Here is a 17,590-nt window from a genome sequence, read left to right on the forward strand (position 1 = left end):
GGCTACGCCGTAGCCTGCGAGCCGTGTCCGACACCGATACCCGTCCCGGCACCGGCGACACCCGGCGCGCCCGGCTCGACGGCCTCACCGACGCCCGTCTCTACCTGTGCACCGACGCCCGCACCGCGCGCGGTGACCTGGCGGAGTTCGCCGACGCCGCGCTCGCCGGCGGGGTCGACATCGTCCAGCTGCGGGACAAGGGCGGGCCCGACGGGCCGCTGGAGGCGAGCGCCGAGCTCGCCGCACTGGAGGTGCTCGCCGACGCCTGCCGCCGGCACGGCGCGCTGCTCGCGGTGAACGACCGCGCCGACGTCGCGCTCGCCGCGGGCGCCGACGTGCTGCACCTCGGCCAGGACGACCTGCCGGTGGCGTGGGCGCGCCGGGTCGTCGGCGACGACGTGCTCGTCGGCCGGTCCTCGCACAGCCCCGCCGAGACCCTGACCGCCGCCGACGAGGACGGCGTCGACTACTTCTGCGTCGGCCCGTGCTGGCCGACCCCGAGCAAGCCGGGACGCCCGGCACCCGGCCTGGACCTGGTGCGCACGGTCGCCGGACGGGCCCCGGCGCGGCCGTGGTTCGCGATCGGGGGCATCGACGGCGACCGCCTCGACGAGGTCCTCGACGCCGGTGCGGACCGGATCGTCGTCGTCCGGGCGATCACCGAGGCCGAGGACCCGCGCGCGGCCGCGGCGGCGCTTCGGGCCCGTCTGCGCTGAGCCCGGCCCCGCGGCGCCGGGATCCGGCGCCGCGGGCACGCGGGTCAGTTCTGCGTGCCGGACCCCTGGCCCGAGCCCTGGTTGCCCGAGCCCTGGCCGCCGGAGTTCTGCCCGCCCGAGTCCTGACCCGACTGGCCGGAGCCCGGCTGCTGGGTCGGCAGGACCCGGTTCAGCCCGTCCTGCAGCGGGTTCGACGAGCCCGAGCCGTCCTGACCGGAGTCCCGGTCACGGGTGCTGGTCGACGACTCCGACGTGCTGGTCCCCGACTCCTCGGTGGAGGTCGAGCTCGACGACGACGTCGACGAGTCGCCCCCGGAGCCCTCGCCCCGGTCGTTCTCCTGCTGGGCGGGGGGAGCACCGCCGCGGACGACGTTGCTCACCGAGGTCCCGGACGAGCCGGACAGCGACGAGCCCTTCACGAACTCGATGCCGGAGATCAGGAACATCGACACCGCGAAGGTGACGACGCCGAGCACCGCGGACACGATCACCGTCTTGCGGGTGACCCGGACCCGGCGGAACCGGCCGTGGCCCGCTCCGGCGGCGCGGGTGGTGCCGCCGGGTGTCTGCCACGGGTCCAGCAGCACCGTCTCCTCGCCGGTGGGCCCGGCGAGACCGTGGCCGGCACCGTTCTGCGCGGCGACAGCGGTGCCCTCGGCGACGCCCTTGCCGCGCCGGGTCGCCTTGTCCTTCAGCTCGAGTGCCTTGTCCTTGCTGACCTCGAGCGAGCGGGTGAACAGCGTGGTGGCCAGCGTCGAGATGATCGAGCCGAGCGCCGCGCCGATCACCGTGCCGACCGCGCCGAGGAACGAGCCGAGCACCGCTGTGACGATCGCCGCGCCGGCGCCGGCTGCGATCTTCGTCGGGCTGAGGTCGGCCTTGAGGCCGCTCGCCTTCGTGGTGTCCGACGAGGCGTCGCCGGAGCCGTCACCGGACCCGCCCGAGCCTCCGGACCCACCGGGCCCGTTCGGTCCACCGCCGACCGGGCCCACCGGACCGCCGGGACCGGCCGCGCGGGTCGTGTCCGACGCGGGCGGCAGCACCCGGGTGCGCGGACGCCCGCCGGGCGGGGTCCCATCCGGCACGCCCGGCCCGGGCACGACCGGGTTCACCGGACGGCCACCGGGCGGGGTCTGCGTGGTCCGTCCGCGGACGGCGCCCGACGGCGGCTGCGGGACCCGGCCGCCGTGCGTGCGGGGCGGGTGCGCGGTGCGCTGGCGGGGCAGCCGCGGGGCGTCGGGGGCGGCCACCGGGCGACCGGTACCGGGTCGGGGAGCGGACGGCTGGGCGGGGGGACGGGCCGGGCCGGGGACGCCACGGGGGGCGTCGCCGAAGCCGGGCTCCGGGGGGCGCTGGTGTGGCATGGCTCCTTGCAGTGATCGTCGGTGCGGCGGCTCGCCCCGGGGGAACGTCCGGGAGGCCACGATTGCGCCGGACGATCACCCGAAGTGGTGACCTTCACACGACCGAGCGAAGGTCACGGGAAGATCACGATTCTAGCGCTACGAGGTGTCAGGGCCTGTCACCGGGGGTGACGGATGCCCGGGTGATCGGCCGGCAGGGCCGTACGCAGCAACGGCCACGACACGAGCACGCTCAGCCCGACCAGCACCGGGCTCAGCACGGTCCGCGCGACACCCAGGAGCACGACCTGGTCGGCCGCCCACAACGGGAGGAAGACCGACAGCCGTAGGACGTACTGCGCCACCCACGCCCAGGACGCCCGCTGGTACCCGCGGAGCAGGTCCGGATCGCGCCGCCACCTCGTGCGCTGTCCCAGCAGCCCGCCGACGACGACCCCCAGCAGCGGCCACCGCACGACGATCGAGATCGCCCAGGCCAGCGCGCTGCCGACGTTGGACACGATCTGAACCAGGAAGAAGTCCGACGCCCGCCCGGTCACCAGCGCGATCCCGGCCGCGACGACGACCCCGGCCAGCCCGAACAGCACCGCCCGCGGCCGCCGGCCCCGGTACAGCCGCCACCCGGCCACGACGGCCCCCGCGACGATCGCCGCGCCGGCCCCCCAGTTGATCGGGAACGCCGACCCCGCCGCCCCCGCGACCACCCAGGCGAGCACGAACGCGACCACCGGTATCGAGGCGTCCACGGCACCGGCCCGGCCACCGAGCAGTTCGGCGAGCCTCGGGTCCTCCCGGGACGCGGTGTGCGGAGCGCGATCGGACGTCACCCCGCTAAGGGTGCCCTATCCCGCGCGCCGGGTCGACGGGATCCGATTGGCGGACAGCCCGGAACAGGGTGATCATCGGCGTAACACCGGACATCGTTGCGGTGAACAACAGACAAGGCACGCGGAGGACCGGGGACGAGAGGGGGGCCGTGTCGATGCACCAGCAGAGGCACGCACAGCACCGGAGCTACGTCGCGATCGGCGACAGTTTCACCGAGGGGCTCGACGACCTCACCCCCGACGGCCGGGCCCGCGGCTGGGCCGACCGCGTCGCCGAGACCCTCGCCCACCGCCGCCCCGGCTTCGGCTACGCCAACCTCGCCGTGCGCGGGAAGGTGCTGGACCAGATCGTCGACGAGCAGATCCCGGTCGCCGAACGGATGCGCCCCGACCTGGTCACCTTCTGCGCGGGCGGCAACGACATCATCGGCTGGTCCTGCGACGTCGACGACCTCGCCGCCCGCTTCGACGCCGCGCTCGGCAGGCTGGTCGCGACCGGCGCCGAGGTGCTCATCTTCACCGGCTTCGACCTGCGCCGGATGCACCCGTTCATCCGCAGGCTGCGCGGCCGGATCGCCTGCTACAACGAGGACATGCGGGCCGCCGCCGAACGGCACGGCTGCCGCGTCGTCGACCTGTGGGCGATGGATTGCCTCGCCGACCCGCGGGCCTGGGGGCCGGACCGGCTGCACCTGGTCCCGCACGCGCACGAGCGGGTCGCCTGGCGGGTGCTGGAGACCCTCGGCGAGCAGGCCCCGGACTGGCGTGGGCCGTGGCCGGAGCCCGAGGGCGGGCCGGCCCCCTGGACCGCGCGCCAGGCCGAGGACCTGCGGTGGGTCACCCACCACGTGATGCCGTACCTGCGCAGGAGGCTGCGCGGCACGCACACGTGGGACGACTACCGGCCCAAGCGCCCGGAGCTCTCACCCCTCCAGGGCGCCTGAGCGCGGGACCGCTCGGCGCACCGGGGAACGGTCCCGGGCGGCGATGTGGGACGGCCGCGGCCGCGGGGCGGAGAACGGCGCCACGCAGGCGTTCTCGACGCTGTTGAACACCAGGAAGATGTTCGAGCGCGGGTACGGGGTGATGTTGTCCCCCGACCCGTGCATGCAGTTGGAGTCGAAGAACGTGGCGCCGCCCGCCTCGCCGGTCATCATCGCGATGCCGTGACGCTCGGCGAGCCTCGCGATCGACGCCGGGTCCGGGGTACCGATCTCCTGCTCCGTCAGCGACGTCAGGTGGTAGTCCTCCGGCGTCTCGCCGACGCAGGACACGAACGTCCGGTGCGAGCCCGGCATGATCATCAGGCAGCCGTTGAACGCGTGGTTGTCGGTCAGCGAGATCGAGCAGCTCACCGCGCGCGGCCCGGGCATGCCGTCCTCGGCGTGCCAGGTCTCGAAGTCGGAGTGCCAGAAGAACCCGCCGCCGCCGAGCCCGGGCTTGTAGTTGATGCGGCTCTGGTGGACGTACACCTCGGAGCCGAGGATCTGGCGGGCCCGGGAGAGCACCCGCTCGTCGCGCACCAGCCGGCCGATCGCCTCGGAGATCCGGTGGACCTCGAAGATCGAGCGGACCTCGTCGGAGGACTTCTCGACGACGCAGCGCTCGTCCGCGCGGACCGCGGGATCCCGGGCGAGCCGGTCCAGCTCGGCCTGGTACTCCACGATCTCCTCGGACGTGAGCAGGCCCGGCACCTGCACGAAGCCGTCGCGCTCGTGCGCCTCCAGCTCCTGGGCGCCGAACATGCCCGCGCTCGATCGCGGCCCCCATACGGTGGGCTCGGCACGGTCGACGAAGGCGGGGGTGTTCGAGACGCGGGTGGGGTAGCGGTCCCCGGCGGGGCGCGCGAGACGCGGTTGGGCGTCTCCGACCGGTGCGGTCATGGACCCTCCTGTGAGTCGCTGTGGGTTCGGTGTCCCTTCGGATGGATGCCGTGTGAACGGCCGCGAGGGGCGTTCCCGCTGTCGTACAGCGGAAACACCCCTCGCGGTGTCGGTCCTCGTACGGAGGCTCAGTCCTCCGTGACCAGCGGGTACACGCCGTTCTCGTCGTGCACCTCGCGGCCGGTCACCGGCGGGTTGAACACGCACACGCAGACGATCTCGGTCTTCGGGCGGAGCTGGTGCTTCTCGTTGCCGTTCAGCACGTAGATCGAGCCCGGCTTGAGCTGGTACGTGACGTCGTTGTCCTTGTCGTACAGCTCCCCCTCACCGGAGGTGATGAAGACGGCCTCGATGTGGTTCGCGTACCAGAAGTCGTTGACCGTGCCGGCCTTCAGCGTGGTCTCGTGGACCGAGAACCCCACCTTGTCGTTGGCCAGGACGATGCGCTTGCTGCGCCACTGCTGGTCCTCGGAGATCACGTCGCGCTCGGTGTCGGTGATCTCGTCGATGGTGCGGACGATCATGGTTGTTGATCAGCTCCCGATGACGGTCTTGACGGACTCGCCGATGATCGCAAGACCCTCGTCGAGCTCGTCGTCGGTGGTCGTGAGCGGCGCCAGGAGCTTGAGGACCTCGTCGTTCGGACCGGCGGTCTCCAGCAGCAGGCGGTGCTCGAAGGCCTTGGCCGCCACCTTCTCGGCGAGACCCTCCCCCTCGAACTGGATGCCCCGCGCCATCCCACGGCCCTTGGTGAACATCTCGGTGCCCTGGTTGTCACCGATGATCTTGTTGAAGGCCTCCTCGACCTTCTCGCCCTTGCGCAGCGTCTCCTTCTCCAGCGTGTCGTCGGTCCACCAGTTGCGCAGCGTGTGCGTGGCGGTGACGAACGCGGGGTTGTTGCCGCGGAAGGTGCCGTTGTGCTCGCCGGGGCCCCACTGGTCGTACTCGGGCTTGATCAGCACGAGCGCCATCGGCAGGCCGTAGCCGGAGATGGACTTCGAGATGGTGACGATGTCGGGCTCGATGCCCGCGATCTCGAAGGAGAAGAACGGGCCGGTCCGGCCGCAGCCCATCTGCACGTCGTCGACGATCATCAGGATGCCCTTGCGGGTGCACAGGTCGCGCAGACCCTGCAGCCACTCGATGCGGGCCGGGTTGAGCCCGCCCTCGCCCTGCACGGTCTCGACGATGACCGCGGCCGGCTCGTTGAGGCTGGACCCGGTGTCGTCGAGGACCTTCTCGAACCACAGGAAGTCGGGCATCTTGCCGTCGAAGTAGTTGTCGAACGGCATCGGCGTCGAGTGGACCAGCGGGATGCCCGCGCCGCCGCGCTTCATCGAGTTGCCGGTCACCGACAGCGCGCCCAGCGTCATGCCGTGGAAGGCGTTGGTGAAGTTGATCAGCGCCTCGCGGCCGCTGATCTTGCGGGCGAGCTTCAGCGCCGACTCGACGGCGTTCGCGCCCGTCGGGCCGGGGAACTGCACCTTGTACTGCAGGTTCCGCGGCTTGAGGATGACGTCCTCGAAGGTGCTGAGGAACTCGCCCTTGGCCGAGGTGTACATGTCCAGCCCGTGGGTGATGCCGTCACGGGTCAGGTACTCGATCAGCGGCTTCTTCAGCACGTCCGGGTTGTGCCCGTAGTTCAGGGCGCCCGCACCACCGAAGAAGTCCAGGTAGGAGTTGCCGTCGACGTCGGTCAGACGGCTTCCCTTCGCCGTGTCGAAGACGACGGGCCAGTTACGGCAATAGCTCCGGACCTGGGACTCGAGATCCTCGAAAACGGTCATGTGTTCCCACCCTTGTCTGCTGCGATCGGGCCGATGAGATACAGGTTCTCCGGCTCGTGCTCGTCACCGAGCAGGTCGGGACCGAAGAGGTCCTCCCGCTCGATCGTCGTGTCGTGGCGCTCCGCGAACTTCGTGAACAGGCGGATCGAGGAGGCGTTGTCCGGCGTGATGGTGGTCTCCATCCGCTCGACGCCCGTCGCGGCGACCGCCTGGTCCCAGACGGCGTCCAGCATTCGGCCGGCGAGCCCCGCCCCGCGTGCCACCGGGTCGACGCACACCTGCCAGATGAGCAGGGCGCCGTTCTCCGGGCGCAGGTAGCCGGTCACGTAGCCGACGGCACGGCCGTCGTCGCGCCGGGCGATGACCGAGGTGCGCGCGAAGTCGCGGCACCACAGGACGTAGGCGTAGCGGGAGTTCGCGTCCAGCGTCCGCGCCTCCACCGCCAGCCGCCACATGTCCACCCCGTCCGCCGGGACAGGGGAGCCGATCTCGTACGAATGGTCACCGTCGGCGTCGGCCGCCGGGGCGGGTGCGCCGGTCGCGGCGTCCCCGTCCGGAACCGTGGACGCCCGAGGAGGAGCCTGTTCGGGAGCGGTCATGACTGGCGAGATTAGTGCCGTCGGGCGCACGTCGCAGCCGCTGACGACGGGCGGCGGCCTCCGGGGCCGTGATCCACGTGACCGGCGCCACAGCCGGGCCCTGCGCGGCGGTACCCGGTGTCCGCCCTGGAAGACACCGTGATCACCGGCCGGTCCGGACGGCGCCCGGGACCCCCGTCCGGAGCGGCCGGGGGGCCCGACGTGGCGCTCGCCACGCTCCGCGACCACCCGGCCGCACGTTCGGCCAATCGTGCGGATGCACTTGCATCTGCACCGCTGCGGGGTGACGATGGATACTCCGTCCAATCGTGCCCGGAGGAGCTGCCGTGTCGGTGACACCCGCCAGTACGCGCCCCGTGGCCGTGGCGACCGCGCCGGACGAGGAGCAGACCGTCACGGTCACCTGCGCCCGCGACAGCCGCAGCCACGTCGTCGCACAGGCGGTCCTGGCCGACTCGCTCGCCGCCGGGACCGGCCACTGCACCGCGCTCTGCGGGCACGTGGTGCTGCCGGCGTCGCTGGCCTCCCCGCCCGGGGACGGGTGCCTGCTGTGTGCCGAGACCTCCGGGGCCGGGCGCCGTGCCCGCCGCCGCGGGCGGATCGGTTTCGGACGCTCGGCCCGCGCCGCCTCCTGAGCGCCGCCGCCGACCGCCGTCCACACAGCCGGTCCGTTCCCCCACCGCCGGCCGGGCCCCGACCCGCGCCGGTGGCTCCCCCGACCCGTCGGCTCAGCGCCCGCCGGACACGTCCAGCACGGCCCCGGTGACGTAGCTGGCCTCGTCCGACAGGAGCCAGGCGATCGCCGTCGCCACCTCGTCGGGGTGACCGGCGCGGCCCATCGGGATCGACGGCGCCATCCGTTCGATCCGCCCCGGCTCGCCGGCCCGGGCGTGGAAGTCGGTGTCGAGCAGGCCCGGCCGGACGGCCGCGACCCGGATCCCGTCCGCGGCGACCTCCTTCGCGAGCCCGACGACGAGCGCCTCGACCCCGGCCTTCGCGGCCGCGTAGTCGTTCCACTCGTCGGGCGAGCCGAGCACCGCCGCGCGGGAGGTGACGTGCACGAGCACCCCGCCCGCCCCGCCGTAGCGGGTGGACATGCGGTGCACCGCCTCGCGCGAGCACAGCAGCGCCGCGCGCAGGTTGAGCGCGACGACCTCGTCGATCCGGGCGTCGCTCATGTCCTCGAGCCGCTGCCGCGAGGGGGCACCGCCGGCGTTCGCGACCACACCGGTCAGCGGCGACGGCATGGCCGCCGCCGCGTCGAACAGCCGCTCGACGCCCTCGGTGCGGGTGACGTCGGCGGCGACCGCGTCGGCGTGCACCCCGGCCGCCCGGCACTCCGCGACGACCGCCGCGGCGTCCTCCGGTGAGGCCCGGTGCCCGACGAGGACGTCCTGGCCGCGGCCGGCCAGCAGCCGGGCGGTGGCCGCGCCGACCCCGCGGCTGGCCCCCGTCACGAGCACCGTCATGCGTCGTCCGTCCTGCGGTGTCAGGCCCGGTGGGTCTCGGGGCCGGGCTCCGGACGGGCGGTGCCCTCCGGCGTCCCCGGCTGCCGGGCACCGGGGTCACGGACCTCGGTGTCCGCGCGGGTCGCGCCGCCGGGGCCGATCTCCCCGGGGTGCTCGTCGTCGTCGCGCAGGCCGCGCATCTCGCTCTTCAGGATCCGGCTGGACCGACCGACCGACCGCGCCATCTCCGGCAGCTTCTTCGCGCCGAACAGCAGGACCAGCACGACCAGCACGATCAACCAGTGGGTGGGGCTCATAGCTCCCATGACAGCCTCCTCGCTCGCCGACGGGATCAACGAACCATCCTCCGCCGGGGTTCCCTCTCGCAAGAACAGCCTCCCACGGCGCACGGAAACTGATCGCTCGGTCACTCACCGTTGATCCGGCGACGTCGAACGGGTTTGGATGACGGTGACACCGTGGGCGGCACCGGCGCTGCCCGGGCACGAAGGAGCTGATCCGTGCAGCCGACCGCACTCGCGGCCCCGCAGGAGCTCGACCCGGTCGACCTGAACCGCTACCCGGTGCACGAACCGGGCTCGTCCGGGTGGGAGGACGCGGTCCGCCGGGCCCGCGCCCAGCTCGCCGCCGACGGCTGCGCGGTGCTCCCCGGGTTCGTCCGGGCGTCGTGGCGGGACCGGCTGCGGACCGAGGGCGAGGCGGTCGCCCCGCTGGCGCACTACGAGACCGCCGTGGTCAACGTCTACAACACCGACCCCGACCCCTCGCTGCCCGCCGACCACCCGGCGCGGGTGCCGATGGAGCGGGGCAACGCCTTCGTCGCCCGCGACCGGATCCCGGCCGCCGCGGTGGTCCACCGCCTGTACCCGCAGCCCGCCTTCCGCGCCTTCCTCGCCGCCTGCACCGGCGTGGCCGAGCTGCACGAGCTGGCCGACCCGCTGGCCGGGCTGTGCCTGAACATCGTCGGCGACGGCCGGTCGCACCCCTGGCACTTCGACACCAACGAGATCGCGATCAGCCTGCTCACCCGCGCGCCGGAGGCCGGTGGGGTCTTCGAGTACTGCCCGGACATCCGCAGCACCTCCTCGGAGAACACCGCCGACGTCGCCGAGGTCCTGCACGGCAGGGGCGGCGACCGCGTCCGACGGCTGGTGCTGCGCCCCGGTGACCTGCAGCTGTTCCGCGGCCGGTACTCGCTGCACCGGGTGACCGAGGTGCGCGGCGACACCGCCCGGCACACGGCGATCTTCTCCTACAGCACCCGCCCCGGAGTGGTCGGCAGCGCGGTCCGCACCCGCCAGCTGTTCGGGAGAACACTGTCCGAACACGGGGGGTCGCGCGCCGTGCGCGTCGACGGGCTGCTGGACTGATGCCCGTGACCACCACGTTCGCGGCCGACGACGACCTGCCGAAGGTGCCGCTCCCGACCCTGTCCGCCTCGGTCGACCGCTTCCTCGAGTGGTGCGCCCCGCTGCTCACCCCCGACGAGTACTCCCGCACCGAGTCCGCCGCCCGCGAGCTGCTCGCCGAGGGCGGCCCCGCGTCGGTGCTCCAGGCCGACCTCGAGCGCTTCGACACCGGCGCCCACAGCTGGCTGGACGCGTTCTGGCCGTCGCGCTACCTGGGCCGGCGCGACCGGATCGCGCTCAACGCGAACTTCTTCTTCCTGTTCGGGCCGGGCCCGACCACCGACCCGTGCGAGCGGGCCGCGCAGCTCACCGTGGCCGCCCTCGGGCACAAGGCCGACCTCGACGCCGGGACGTTCCCGCCGCTGCTCAACCGCGACGTGGCGCAGTCGATGGACCAAAGCCGCCACATCTTCTCCACCACCCGCATCCCGGGCGACCCCCAGGACAGCGTCCGCACCCCCTACAGCGACGACTGGCCGGGCCCGTCCACCGAGCGGCACGTCGTGGTGCTGCACCGCGGCCGGATCCACCGCCTCGACGTGATCGGGCCGGACGGGGCGGCGCACACCGCCGAGGAGATCGCCGGCGCGCTGCGCGAGATCCGCGACGCCCACCCCGAGCGGGCCGCCACCGGCGACGCGGTCGGCGCGCTGACCACCCTGGCCCGCGCCGAGTGGGCCGCGGTGCGGGACCGGCTGACCGGGCTGGACCCGGCCAACGCCGAGGCCGTCGACCTCGTGGAGCGGGCGCTGCTCGCGATCTGTCTCGACGAGACCGACCCCGCCGACGAGGAGTCCGCCGCGCGGACCCTGCTGGCCGGGGACTCCGGTGACCGCTGGTTCGACAAGGCGCTGTCGATCGTGGTGCTCGCCGACGGCACCGCCGGGATCAACGTCGAGCACTGCGAGCTGGACGGCACGACCGTGCTCACCCTGGTCGACGCCATGTTCGCCGACCCGGTCGAGGTGCACGCCGAGCGGATCGGGACCCGCCCGCAGGGCGTCCCGCCGCACGGCGAGCTGCGGTTCGTCCTCGACGACGACCTGCGCGCCACCGTCACCCGCGCGCACGACGCGTTCGCGGCGTTCCTCGACGCCACCGCCACCGAGCTCGTCGCCTTCGACGACTTCGGCGCCCGCGACGCCAAGGCCCTGAAGTGCTCCCCGGACGCCTTCGTGCAGGCCTGCTACCAGGTCGCGCACCGGCGGGCCAAGGGCGTCACCGGGGCCACCTACGAGTCGATCGCGACCCGGCAGTTCCGGCGCGGCCGCACCGAGGCGATGCGGGTGATCACGCCGGAGATGGTGACCTTCGTCGACACCATGGGGGACCCGCTGGCCTCCGACGCCGACAAGGTCGACACCTTCCGGGCCGCCGCCGCGGCGCACGGCGCCCGCGCGAAGCAGTGCCAGCAGGGCGACGCGCCCGAGCAGCACCTGTGGGAGCTGGACTGGATCCGGCGCCGTCGCGGGGCGGAGCTGGGCGTCACCGAGCAGCTCGCGGTGTTCGACTCCCCCGGCTGGACGATCATGCGCGACGACTGGCTGTCGACCAGCTCCGCGCCGTCGGACAACATCCGGTACTTCGGGTTCGGCTCGACCAGCTCGCGCTGCATCGGGGTGGCCTACGTCCTGCTGCCCGACCGCTTCCACGTGCACCTGTCCACCCCGGCCGACCAGGCCGAGGGGATGCACGCCTTCGCCCGGGAGCTGCGGACGGCGGTGACCGAGCTGCGGAACCTGCTTGCCTGAGCGGGTTCACTGGTGGGATGGAGCGGGTCCTCGTCACCGGCAGTTCCGGCCACCTCGGTGAGGCGCTGGTCCGCACGATGGCCGGCGACGGGGTGCCCGTCGTCGGCCTGGACCGGCGGCCCTCGCCGTGGACCGCGGTCGTCGCGTCGCTGACCGACCGCGACGCCCTGCGGTCGGCGCTGCGCGGGGTCACCCACGTGCTGCACACCGCGACGCTGCACAAGCCGCACGTCGGCTCGCACAGCAGGCAGGACTTCGTCGACACGAACGTGTCGGGCACCCTCGCGGTGCTGGAGGAGTCCGCCGCCGCGGGGGTGCGGGGCGTGGTGTTCACCTCCTCGACCAGCGCCTTCGGCCGTGCTCTGACCCCGGCGCCGGGCGGGCCCGCGACCTGGATCGACGAGACCGTGGTCCCGCGGGTGCGCAACGTCTACGGCGCCACCAAGACCGCCGCCGAGGACCTGTGCGAGCTGGCCGCGCTGGACCCGGGGCTGCCGGTGGTGGTGCTGCGGACCTCGCGGTTCTTCCCCGAGGCCGACGACCGCGACGAGGTCCGCGCCGTCCACGACGACACCACGCTCAAGCTGGTCGAGTTCTGCCACCGGCGGGTCGACGTCGCCGACGTCGTGTCCGCGCACCTGGCCGCGGCCCGGCGGGCACCCGGGCTCGGGTTCGCCCGCTACGTGGTCGGCGCACCGACGCCGTTCCGCCGGTCCGACCTCGCCGAGCTGGGCCGTGACCCGGCCGCGGTGCTGGAGCGGCGGGCCCCGGCCCTCGCCGCGCTGCTGGCCGACCGCGGCCGGCCGGTCCCGCCGGTGGACCGGGTGTACTGCCCGGACCGGGCGGTCGCCGAGCTCGGCTGGACCCCGGTCTGGGACGTCGACGCCGTCGTCGCGCGGGTGCGTGACGGCGGGCCGCCGCGCAGCCCGCTGGCCGACGCCGTCGGGGCGAAGGGGTACCACGATTCCCCGACCGGGGTGTACACCCGGTGATTTCACCTCGCCGGACCGGGTGACTGTAGGTCGTAAGGGCTAACGCCGTGGGTACGACCGGCGGTAGAGGTGACACAGCACGTGTCGCCGACCGTGACGCCGTACCCCGGAGGTCCTGCCATGACCGGCCCGCAGCACCGACCCAGCCCCGGCCCGCGCGGTGCCGACGCCGACCGCGCACGGCCGTCGCCGCGACCGCGGCACGGGTTCGACGACCACGAGTTCCCCGAGGACTCCTACCAGGGCGGCTACCCGGACCTGCGGTCGTCGCGGCCGGTGGAGCGGGCCACGCCCACCGACCCGGAGGGCTTCGGCGAGCTGTACGGCGGGACCGGGCCGCAGCCGACCGTCGGGCGGGGCGGGTACGCCGCACCGATGCGCTACGAGGGCTACGGCGCCCCCGTGCCGGCGGGCGGGTCGCAGCCGGGCGGGGACGACCCCGACGACGGCGGGTACGGCGCGTACGGCCGGGCCGCGCACCGCCAGCCCGAGGAGCCGGTCACCCCGACCCGGGCCGCCTACGGCGAGTACGGCGACCCCGAGTCCCGTGGCGGGACCGCGATCGACGGCGGGCCGCCCTACCCGGTCACCGCCAAGGAGGACGACGCCGCGCCGACCGCCGTCGCGCCGACCGCCGTCGCGCCGGCCGCCGCAGCCCCGACCGCCGCCGCCCCGGCCGCCGCGTACGGCCGGGAGGAGCGCGCCGTCCACGGGGAGACCGGCGGCACCGCGGTCGCCGAGCGCACCGCCCTCGGGAGCGGGACCGGGACCAGGGCCGTTCCGGCGCCGCGGCCCCCGTCGGAGTCCGGCGGGCATCGACCGGCGACGGTGGCCGAGGCCGCCGCGGCCCGCTTCGGCGCGTCCGGCCGGACCGCCGCCCCGGCGCGGGACGAGCTCGCCGAGCGGACCGGGCCCCCGGCCCGGGCGACCGCACCGGCGGGACCGGGCGTCGAGGCGACCGGGCCGGTCACCACGGCGCACCGCCCGGCGGCCGCGGCGTCCGCGGCGTCCGTACCGGCCCCGGTGACCGTGGCCAAGGATCCGACCGCGCTCACCGTGCTGCGGGTCATCACCTACGTGCTGGTGTCGCTGTCCTGCCTGGTGTTCCTGGCCTCGGCGGTCTACGGGCTCGTGATGTTCCTGGAGTTCCGCGAGGCCATGAGCACGTCACCGCTGTTCGGGGGCGGCACGCCATTCGGGAGCTACTGACGACGCCGGGCGTGGCTCACGGCTCTGCGAGCCACGCCCAGGACAGCGGCGGGAGGTGGGCCCGCCCGCCCTCGGTGCGGACCGGCCCGTCGGAGGACAGCACCGTGTCCAGGCCGGTGACCAGGGCGGCGTCGACCGAGGCGGGCCGGTCCGCGACGTTGACCAGCCCGACGAAGCGGCCGCCGCGCGGGTGCCGCCGTGTCCATCCGAGCACGGCGGGGTCGTCGAGCTCGGGGACCTCCACCGGCGCCGACGCGTGCAGCGCGGGCAGCTCGGCCCGCACCGCGGCGAACCCGGTCAGCGCGCCGAACACCCGGCCCTCCACCGTGTCCGGGTCGTAGCGGCGGGCGAACGCGGCCTCGTCCATCGGGGGCCGGTGCATCCAGCGGTTGTCCGCGGCGCGCTCGGGGTCGGCGCGGTAGCCGGTGTCGTTGGCCAGTGCGAGCTCGTCGCCCATGTAGAGCAGGGGGATGCCGCCCCAGCCGTAGACGACGGCGTGCGCGAGCAGCAGGCGTCGCACACCCGCGTCGAGGGCGGCGGGGTCGTGGCGGGCGCGGGCGTCGTCGATGCCGCAGAGCGCCGCGGCGCTGCCGGAGATGCGGGCGTCCCCGGTGTCGGGGTCCTCCTGGAACAGGGCGCCGCGGGCGAAGCTGCCCGGGAAGCGCCCGGCGAAGAAGTCGTTGAGGAACCGCCGGTGCGACGGGCCGTCCCAGCCGACGGCGGCGGCGTCGACGTCGGAGACGGCCCAGCCGATGTCGTCGTGGCAGCGGACGTAGGTCGCCCACGCCGTCGCCGACGGGGCGGGGGTCATGCGGCGCAGCGCGTGCGCGGCGAGGCGGGCGTCGCGGGTGGCCAGGCTCGACCACAGCATCACCATGAGCTGGTTGTGGTAGGCCAGCTCGCACTCGGGGCGGTAGCGGTCGTGCGCGCCGAGGTAGCCGACGAGGTCGTCGGGCGCGACGATCGCCTCCGCCTTGAAGACCACCGCCGGGGCCGCGATCCGGGTGAGCGCGTGCAGCGCCTGCAGCACGTCGTGGGCCTCGGGCTGGTTCTGGCAGTTCGTGCCGAGTCGCTTGCCGAGGAACGGCGCCGCGTCCATCCGCAGCACCTCGACCCCGCGCCCGGCCAGGGTGAACACGGTGCCGAGCATCGCGGCGAACACCTCGGGGCAGGTCCAGTCGAGGTCCCACTGGTAGTCCCAGAACGTCGTCCACACCCAGCCGCCGTCGCCGCCGTTCGCCCCGGGCACCCAGCTGAACGATCCGGGCGCGCGGTCGGGGAAGACGTCGGGGATCGTCGCCTCCCAGGCGTCGGGCATCTCCCGGTCCGGGTAGGCGGTGTAGAAGCCGGCGTAGCGCGGGTCGCCGGCGAGCCAGCCGCGCGCCCACGGGTGCTCGGCGGCGGTGTGGTTGAGGACGAGATCCACGCACAGGCTCATCCCGCGCTCGCGCAGCGCCCCGGCGAGGGACTCCAGGTCGTCCATCGTGCCCAGCCGCGGGTCGACGGCGGTGTAGTCGGCGACGGCGTAGCCGCCGTCGTTCTCGCCGTCGCGCGGCTTGAGCAGCGGCATCAGGTGCAGGTAGCGCACGCCCAGGTCGGACAGGTGGTCCAGGCGGGTGCGGATGCCGCGCAGGGTGCCCGCGAAGCGGTCGGTGTAGGCGACGTAGCCGACGGTGCGGGGGTCCTGGAACCAGTCGCCGTCGACCTCGCGGCGGCGGTCGAGCTCGCGCAGCGCCTGCGGGCGGGCGGCCGCGGCGGCCAGCGCGGCGCGCACCAGCCGGGCGGTCAGCCCGCCCGGGTCGGCGACGGCGCCGTAGAGCGCGTCCAGCGGCAGGTGCGCGTCGGCGTACCAGCGTTCGGTGCGGGCGAGGAACCCCGCCGCCTCGACCGCGCCGAGCGCGGCGACCGCCTCCCGGGACAGCTGCGGCAGCAGGTCGTGCAGGGCGGCCCGGGCCCGGCGGCGGCGCTCGGAGTCGGGCCGGGCGCGGACGGCGTCGCCCGCAGCGGTCGTGCTGATCACCGCGCCATCCTGCCGAACCGTGCGGCCGCTGTCAGGTGCGCGCCAGCACCTCCCGCAGCCGGGCGACGAAACCGGCCGGGTCCTCCAGCCACCCGACGTGCCCGCCGGGGAACGGCTCCGGGTCCCGGCCCAGCTCCGCGGCCAGCGCCCGGGAGGTCCGGTCGCAGATCTGCCCGGCCGAGGCGGACCCGATGCCGACGACGACCCGGCGCCCGCGCAGCTGCTGCGGGTCCGGACGCCACCGGACCGTCTCGCGCATCTCGTGCAGGAAGAAGTGCCGTTCGTCGGCGGCCTGCTGCGCGGTCGCGTCGCCGTCGGTCGCGGGGAGCCCGGCGTCGTCGGCCGCGCTCGCCGGGGCGTCGTCGGGTGCCGCGCCCAACCCGGCCGACTCCAGGAACAGCGCCCAGGCCGCCGCGCCGCCCTGCTCCCGGTAGGTGCGGACGATCTGCTCGGTCGCCGCGCGGTGCTCCGCCGCGTCGGGCAGCAGCTCCTCCAGCGGCGGTTCGTGCGCGACGACGACCCCCACCAGCTCGGGGCGCTCCTGTGCCAGCGCGAGCGACACCACCGCCCCGCCGCTGGAGCCGAACAGGGTGACCGGGGCGCCGCCGACGTGCTCGACCAGCGCGGCGAGGTCCGCCGCCCGCAGCGCGACGGTGGAGTCGGTGTCCGGGTCGTCGGCGGGGCTGCGGCCGGTGCCGCGCGGGTCGAACGTGACGACGGTGTGGTCGGCGGCCATCGCGTCGGCGAGCGGACCGAAGCCGTCGGCGCCCATCGGCGAGCCGACGAGCACGAGCAGCGGGCCGGAGCCGCGGACGTCGAAGGTGATGCGGGCGCCCGGACGGTCGAGCAGATCCGTGGTCACGGTGGTCATGGGTGTGCCTCCTCGCGGCGGTGTCGTGGTGTGGACCGTCGGCGCACGCCGGACTCATCGCCGTACCGTGGGAAGCACTCCGACGGAACGGACGAACCCCCCGTGAAGACCCGCATCGCCCCGGCGCTGGCCGTGCTCCTCGTCCTGGCCCTGCTCGCCGGCGGGCTCGTGTGGTTCGCGGCGAGCCGCGGGTTCACCCCCGACGACCTGCGCGACCTGGTCGACCCGCCCCCGCCGGAGCAGTGCGACCAGCCGGACCCGACGACGTCGGGCTGCCTCACCCCGTCCGCGCTGCGCCTGCACGACGCCCTCGTCGGGCGGTTCGGCGAGCCGGGCCCGGGGGCGCCGGTGCGGGCGGTCACGTGCTGGTCGGAGCACGCGTGGAACCCGTCGAGCGACCACCCCGCGGGCCGGGCGTGCGACGCCTTCCCCGCCCGCTACGGCGAGTTCCCCGCCGGGCAGGACCTGGAGGACGGCTGGGCGGTCGCGAACTGGGCCCGCGACAACGCCTCCGAGCTGCGGGTCCGGTACGTGATCTGGCAGGGCCGGATCTGGTACCGCGGCACCGGGGACTCCGGGGAGGGCCGGGAGAACTGGGGGCGGCCGTACAACGGCGGCGGGGTCTACGACCCGGAGGACGCCACCGGCGGGCACTTCGACCACGTCCACGTCAGCGTCCGCCGGTGAGCACCC

At 74.5% G+C, this 17,590-nt stretch carries 18 protein-coding genes; 8 read left to right on the forward strand and 10 right to left on the reverse strand.

Annotated elements, in window-relative coordinates; all coding sequences use genetic code 11:
* Positions 1-14 precede the first annotated feature (14 nt).
* Positions 15-716, forward strand: a complete 702-nt coding sequence (gene thiE / locus KPL57_RS30095) for a thiamine phosphate synthase (protein ID WP_374203856.1) — start codon at positions 15-17, stop codon at positions 714-716.
* Between the two features lie 44 nt (positions 717-760).
* Here the strand turns inward: thiE and KPL57_RS30100 are convergent, their stop codons facing one another.
* The gene (locus tag KPL57_RS30100; RefSeq protein ID WP_226354056.1) at positions 761-1,966 is read right to left on the reverse strand and encodes a hypothetical protein; all 1,206 of its coding nucleotides are present in this window, start codon (positions 1,964-1,966) and stop codon (positions 761-763) included.
* 272 nt (positions 1,967-2,238) lie between these two features.
* Positions 2,239-2,907: a DUF3159 domain-containing protein gene (locus KPL57_RS30105; protein ID WP_226354057.1), complete on the reverse strand. Its 669-nt coding sequence runs from the start codon at positions 2,905-2,907 to the stop codon at positions 2,239-2,241.
* Positions 2,908-3,062: 155 nt separating this feature from the next.
* Here KPL57_RS30105 and KPL57_RS30110 point away from each other — a divergent pair, with 155 nt between their 5' ends.
* Entirely contained in the window at positions 3,063-3,851 is a 789-nt protein-coding gene (locus KPL57_RS30110) for an SGNH/GDSL hydrolase family protein (RefSeq protein WP_226354058.1), read from the forward strand.
* On the opposite strand, the gene thpD is transcribed toward KPL57_RS30110, so the two are convergent.
* From thpD to ectA, 4 genes are all read right to left on the reverse strand, one after another.
* Positions 3,831-4,790 carry an ectoine hydroxylase gene (gene thpD / locus KPL57_RS30115; protein WP_226354059.1) on the reverse strand — a complete coding sequence of 320 codons (960 nt, stop codon included), beginning with the start codon at positions 4,788-4,790 and terminating at the stop codon, positions 3,831-3,833. The two genes, KPL57_RS30110 and thpD, sit on opposite strands and share 21 nt — an antisense overlap.
* 128 nt (positions 4,791-4,918) lie before the next feature.
* Complete coding sequence (locus tag KPL57_RS30120; protein ID WP_226354060.1) at positions 4,919-5,314, reverse strand: ectoine synthase; 396 nt, start codon at positions 5,312-5,314, stop codon at positions 4,919-4,921.
* A gap of 9 nt (positions 5,315-5,323) precedes the next feature.
* Positions 5,324-6,577, reverse strand: coding sequence for a diaminobutyrate--2-oxoglutarate transaminase (ectB, locus tag KPL57_RS30125; RefSeq protein ID WP_226354061.1), 1,254 nt, complete (start codon positions 6,575-6,577; stop codon positions 5,324-5,326).
* Entirely contained in the window at positions 6,574-7,176 is a 603-nt protein-coding gene (gene ectA, locus KPL57_RS30130) for a diaminobutyrate acetyltransferase (RefSeq protein WP_226354062.1), read from the reverse strand. The genes ectB and ectA overlap by 4 nt, the downstream gene beginning before the upstream one ends.
* Positions 7,177-7,502: 326 nt before the next feature.
* On the opposite strand from ectA, the gene KPL57_RS30135 reads away from it, so the two are divergent.
* Positions 7,503-7,811, forward strand: a complete 309-nt coding sequence (locus tag KPL57_RS30135; protein ID WP_226354063.1) for a hypothetical protein — start codon at positions 7,503-7,505, stop codon at positions 7,809-7,811.
* A gap of 93 nt (positions 7,812-7,904) precedes the next feature.
* Here the strand turns inward: KPL57_RS30135 and KPL57_RS30140 are convergent, their stop codons facing one another.
* Positions 7,905-8,645, reverse strand: a complete 741-nt coding sequence (locus KPL57_RS30140) for an SDR family oxidoreductase (RefSeq protein ID WP_226354064.1) — start codon at positions 8,643-8,645, stop codon at positions 7,905-7,907.
* A 20-nt stretch (positions 8,646-8,665) separates the two neighbouring features.
* On the reverse strand, positions 8,666-8,941 hold the full coding sequence (gene tatA / locus KPL57_RS30145; RefSeq protein WP_264198684.1) for a Sec-independent protein translocase subunit TatA: 276 nt from the start codon (positions 8,939-8,941) through the stop codon (positions 8,666-8,668).
* Positions 8,942-9,145: 204 nt separating this feature from the next.
* Between tatA and KPL57_RS30150 the strand changes: the two genes are divergently transcribed.
* The 4 genes from KPL57_RS30150 to KPL57_RS30165 all read left to right on the forward strand — a co-directional run bounded on the left by KPL57_RS30150 (position 9,146) and on the right by KPL57_RS30165 (position 14,006).
* The gene (locus KPL57_RS30150) at positions 9,146-10,015 is read left to right on the forward strand and encodes a pre-mRNA-splicing factor SPF27 family protein (protein WP_226354066.1); all 870 of its coding nucleotides are present in this window, start codon (positions 9,146-9,148) and stop codon (positions 10,013-10,015) included.
* A gap of 5 nt (positions 10,016-10,020) precedes the next feature.
* On the forward strand, positions 10,021-11,805 hold the full coding sequence (locus tag KPL57_RS30155) for a choline/carnitine O-acyltransferase (RefSeq protein WP_374203814.1): 1,785 nt from the start codon (positions 10,021-10,023) through the stop codon (positions 11,803-11,805).
* A 17-nt stretch (positions 11,806-11,822) separates the two neighbouring features.
* Positions 11,823-12,797 carry an NAD(P)-dependent oxidoreductase gene (locus tag KPL57_RS30160; RefSeq protein WP_226354068.1) on the forward strand — a complete coding sequence of 325 codons (975 nt, stop codon included), beginning with the start codon at positions 11,823-11,825 and terminating at the stop codon, positions 12,795-12,797.
* A gap of 120 nt (positions 12,798-12,917) precedes the next feature.
* Entirely contained in the window at positions 12,918-14,006 is a 1,089-nt protein-coding gene (locus KPL57_RS30165) for a hypothetical protein (protein ID WP_226354069.1), read from the forward strand.
* 16 nt (positions 14,007-14,022) lie between these two features.
* On the opposite strand, the gene KPL57_RS30170 is transcribed toward KPL57_RS30165, so the two are convergent.
* Both KPL57_RS30170 and KPL57_RS30175 read right to left on the reverse strand, forming a co-directional pair.
* On the reverse strand, positions 14,023-16,026 hold the full coding sequence (locus KPL57_RS30170; protein ID WP_226354070.1) for an alpha-amylase family protein: 2,004 nt from the start codon (positions 16,024-16,026) through the stop codon (positions 14,023-14,025).
* A 31-nt stretch (positions 16,027-16,057) separates the two neighbouring features.
* Positions 16,058-16,897, reverse strand: coding sequence for an alpha/beta fold hydrolase (locus KPL57_RS30175; protein ID WP_226354071.1), 840 nt, complete (start codon positions 16,895-16,897; stop codon positions 16,058-16,060).
* 102 nt (positions 16,898-16,999) lie between these two features.
* Between KPL57_RS30175 and KPL57_RS30180 the strand changes: the two genes are divergently transcribed.
* Complete coding sequence (locus KPL57_RS30180; RefSeq protein ID WP_226354072.1) at positions 17,000-17,584, forward strand: hypothetical protein; 585 nt, start codon at positions 17,000-17,002, stop codon at positions 17,582-17,584.
* Positions 17,585-17,590: the final 6 nt, after the last annotated feature.

Source organism: Pseudonocardia sp. ICBG601 (genome assembly GCF_020496245.1).

Bases quoted from the DNA above. Each gene is read 5' to 3' on its own strand.
- KPL57_RS30110 (WP_226354058.1), top strand. From the start codon at position 3,063: ATGCACCAGCAGAGGCACGCACAGCACCGGAGCTACGTCGCGATCGGC.
- KPL57_RS30160 (WP_226354068.1), top strand. From the start codon at position 11,823: ATGGAGCGGGTCCTCGTCACCGGCAGTTCCGGCCACCTCGGTGAGGCG.
- KPL57_RS30120 (WP_226354060.1), bottom strand. From the start codon at position 5,314: ATGATCGTCCGCACCATCGACGAGATCACCGACACCGAGCGCGACGTG.
- KPL57_RS30165 (WP_226354069.1), top strand. From the start codon at position 12,918: ATGACCGGCCCGCAGCACCGACCCAGCCCCGGCCCGCGCGGTGCCGAC.
- KPL57_RS30175 (WP_226354071.1), bottom strand. From the start codon at position 16,897: ATGACCACCGTGACCACGGATCTGCTCGACCGTCCGGGCGCCCGCATC.
- thpD (WP_226354059.1), bottom strand. From the start codon at position 4,790: ATGACCGCACCGGTCGGAGACGCCCAACCGCGTCTCGCGCGCCCCGCC.
- tatA (WP_264198684.1), bottom strand. From the start codon at position 8,941: ATGAGCCCCACCCACTGGTTGATCGTGCTGGTCGTGCTGGTCCTGCTG.
- ectB (WP_226354061.1), bottom strand. From the start codon at position 6,577: ATGACCGTTTTCGAGGATCTCGAGTCCCAGGTCCGGAGCTATTGCCGT.
- ectA (WP_226354062.1), bottom strand. From the start codon at position 7,176: ATGACCGCTCCCGAACAGGCTCCTCCTCGGGCGTCCACGGTTCCGGAC.
- KPL57_RS30140 (WP_226354064.1), bottom strand. From the start codon at position 8,645: ATGACGGTGCTCGTGACGGGGGCCAGCCGCGGGGTCGGCGCGGCCACC.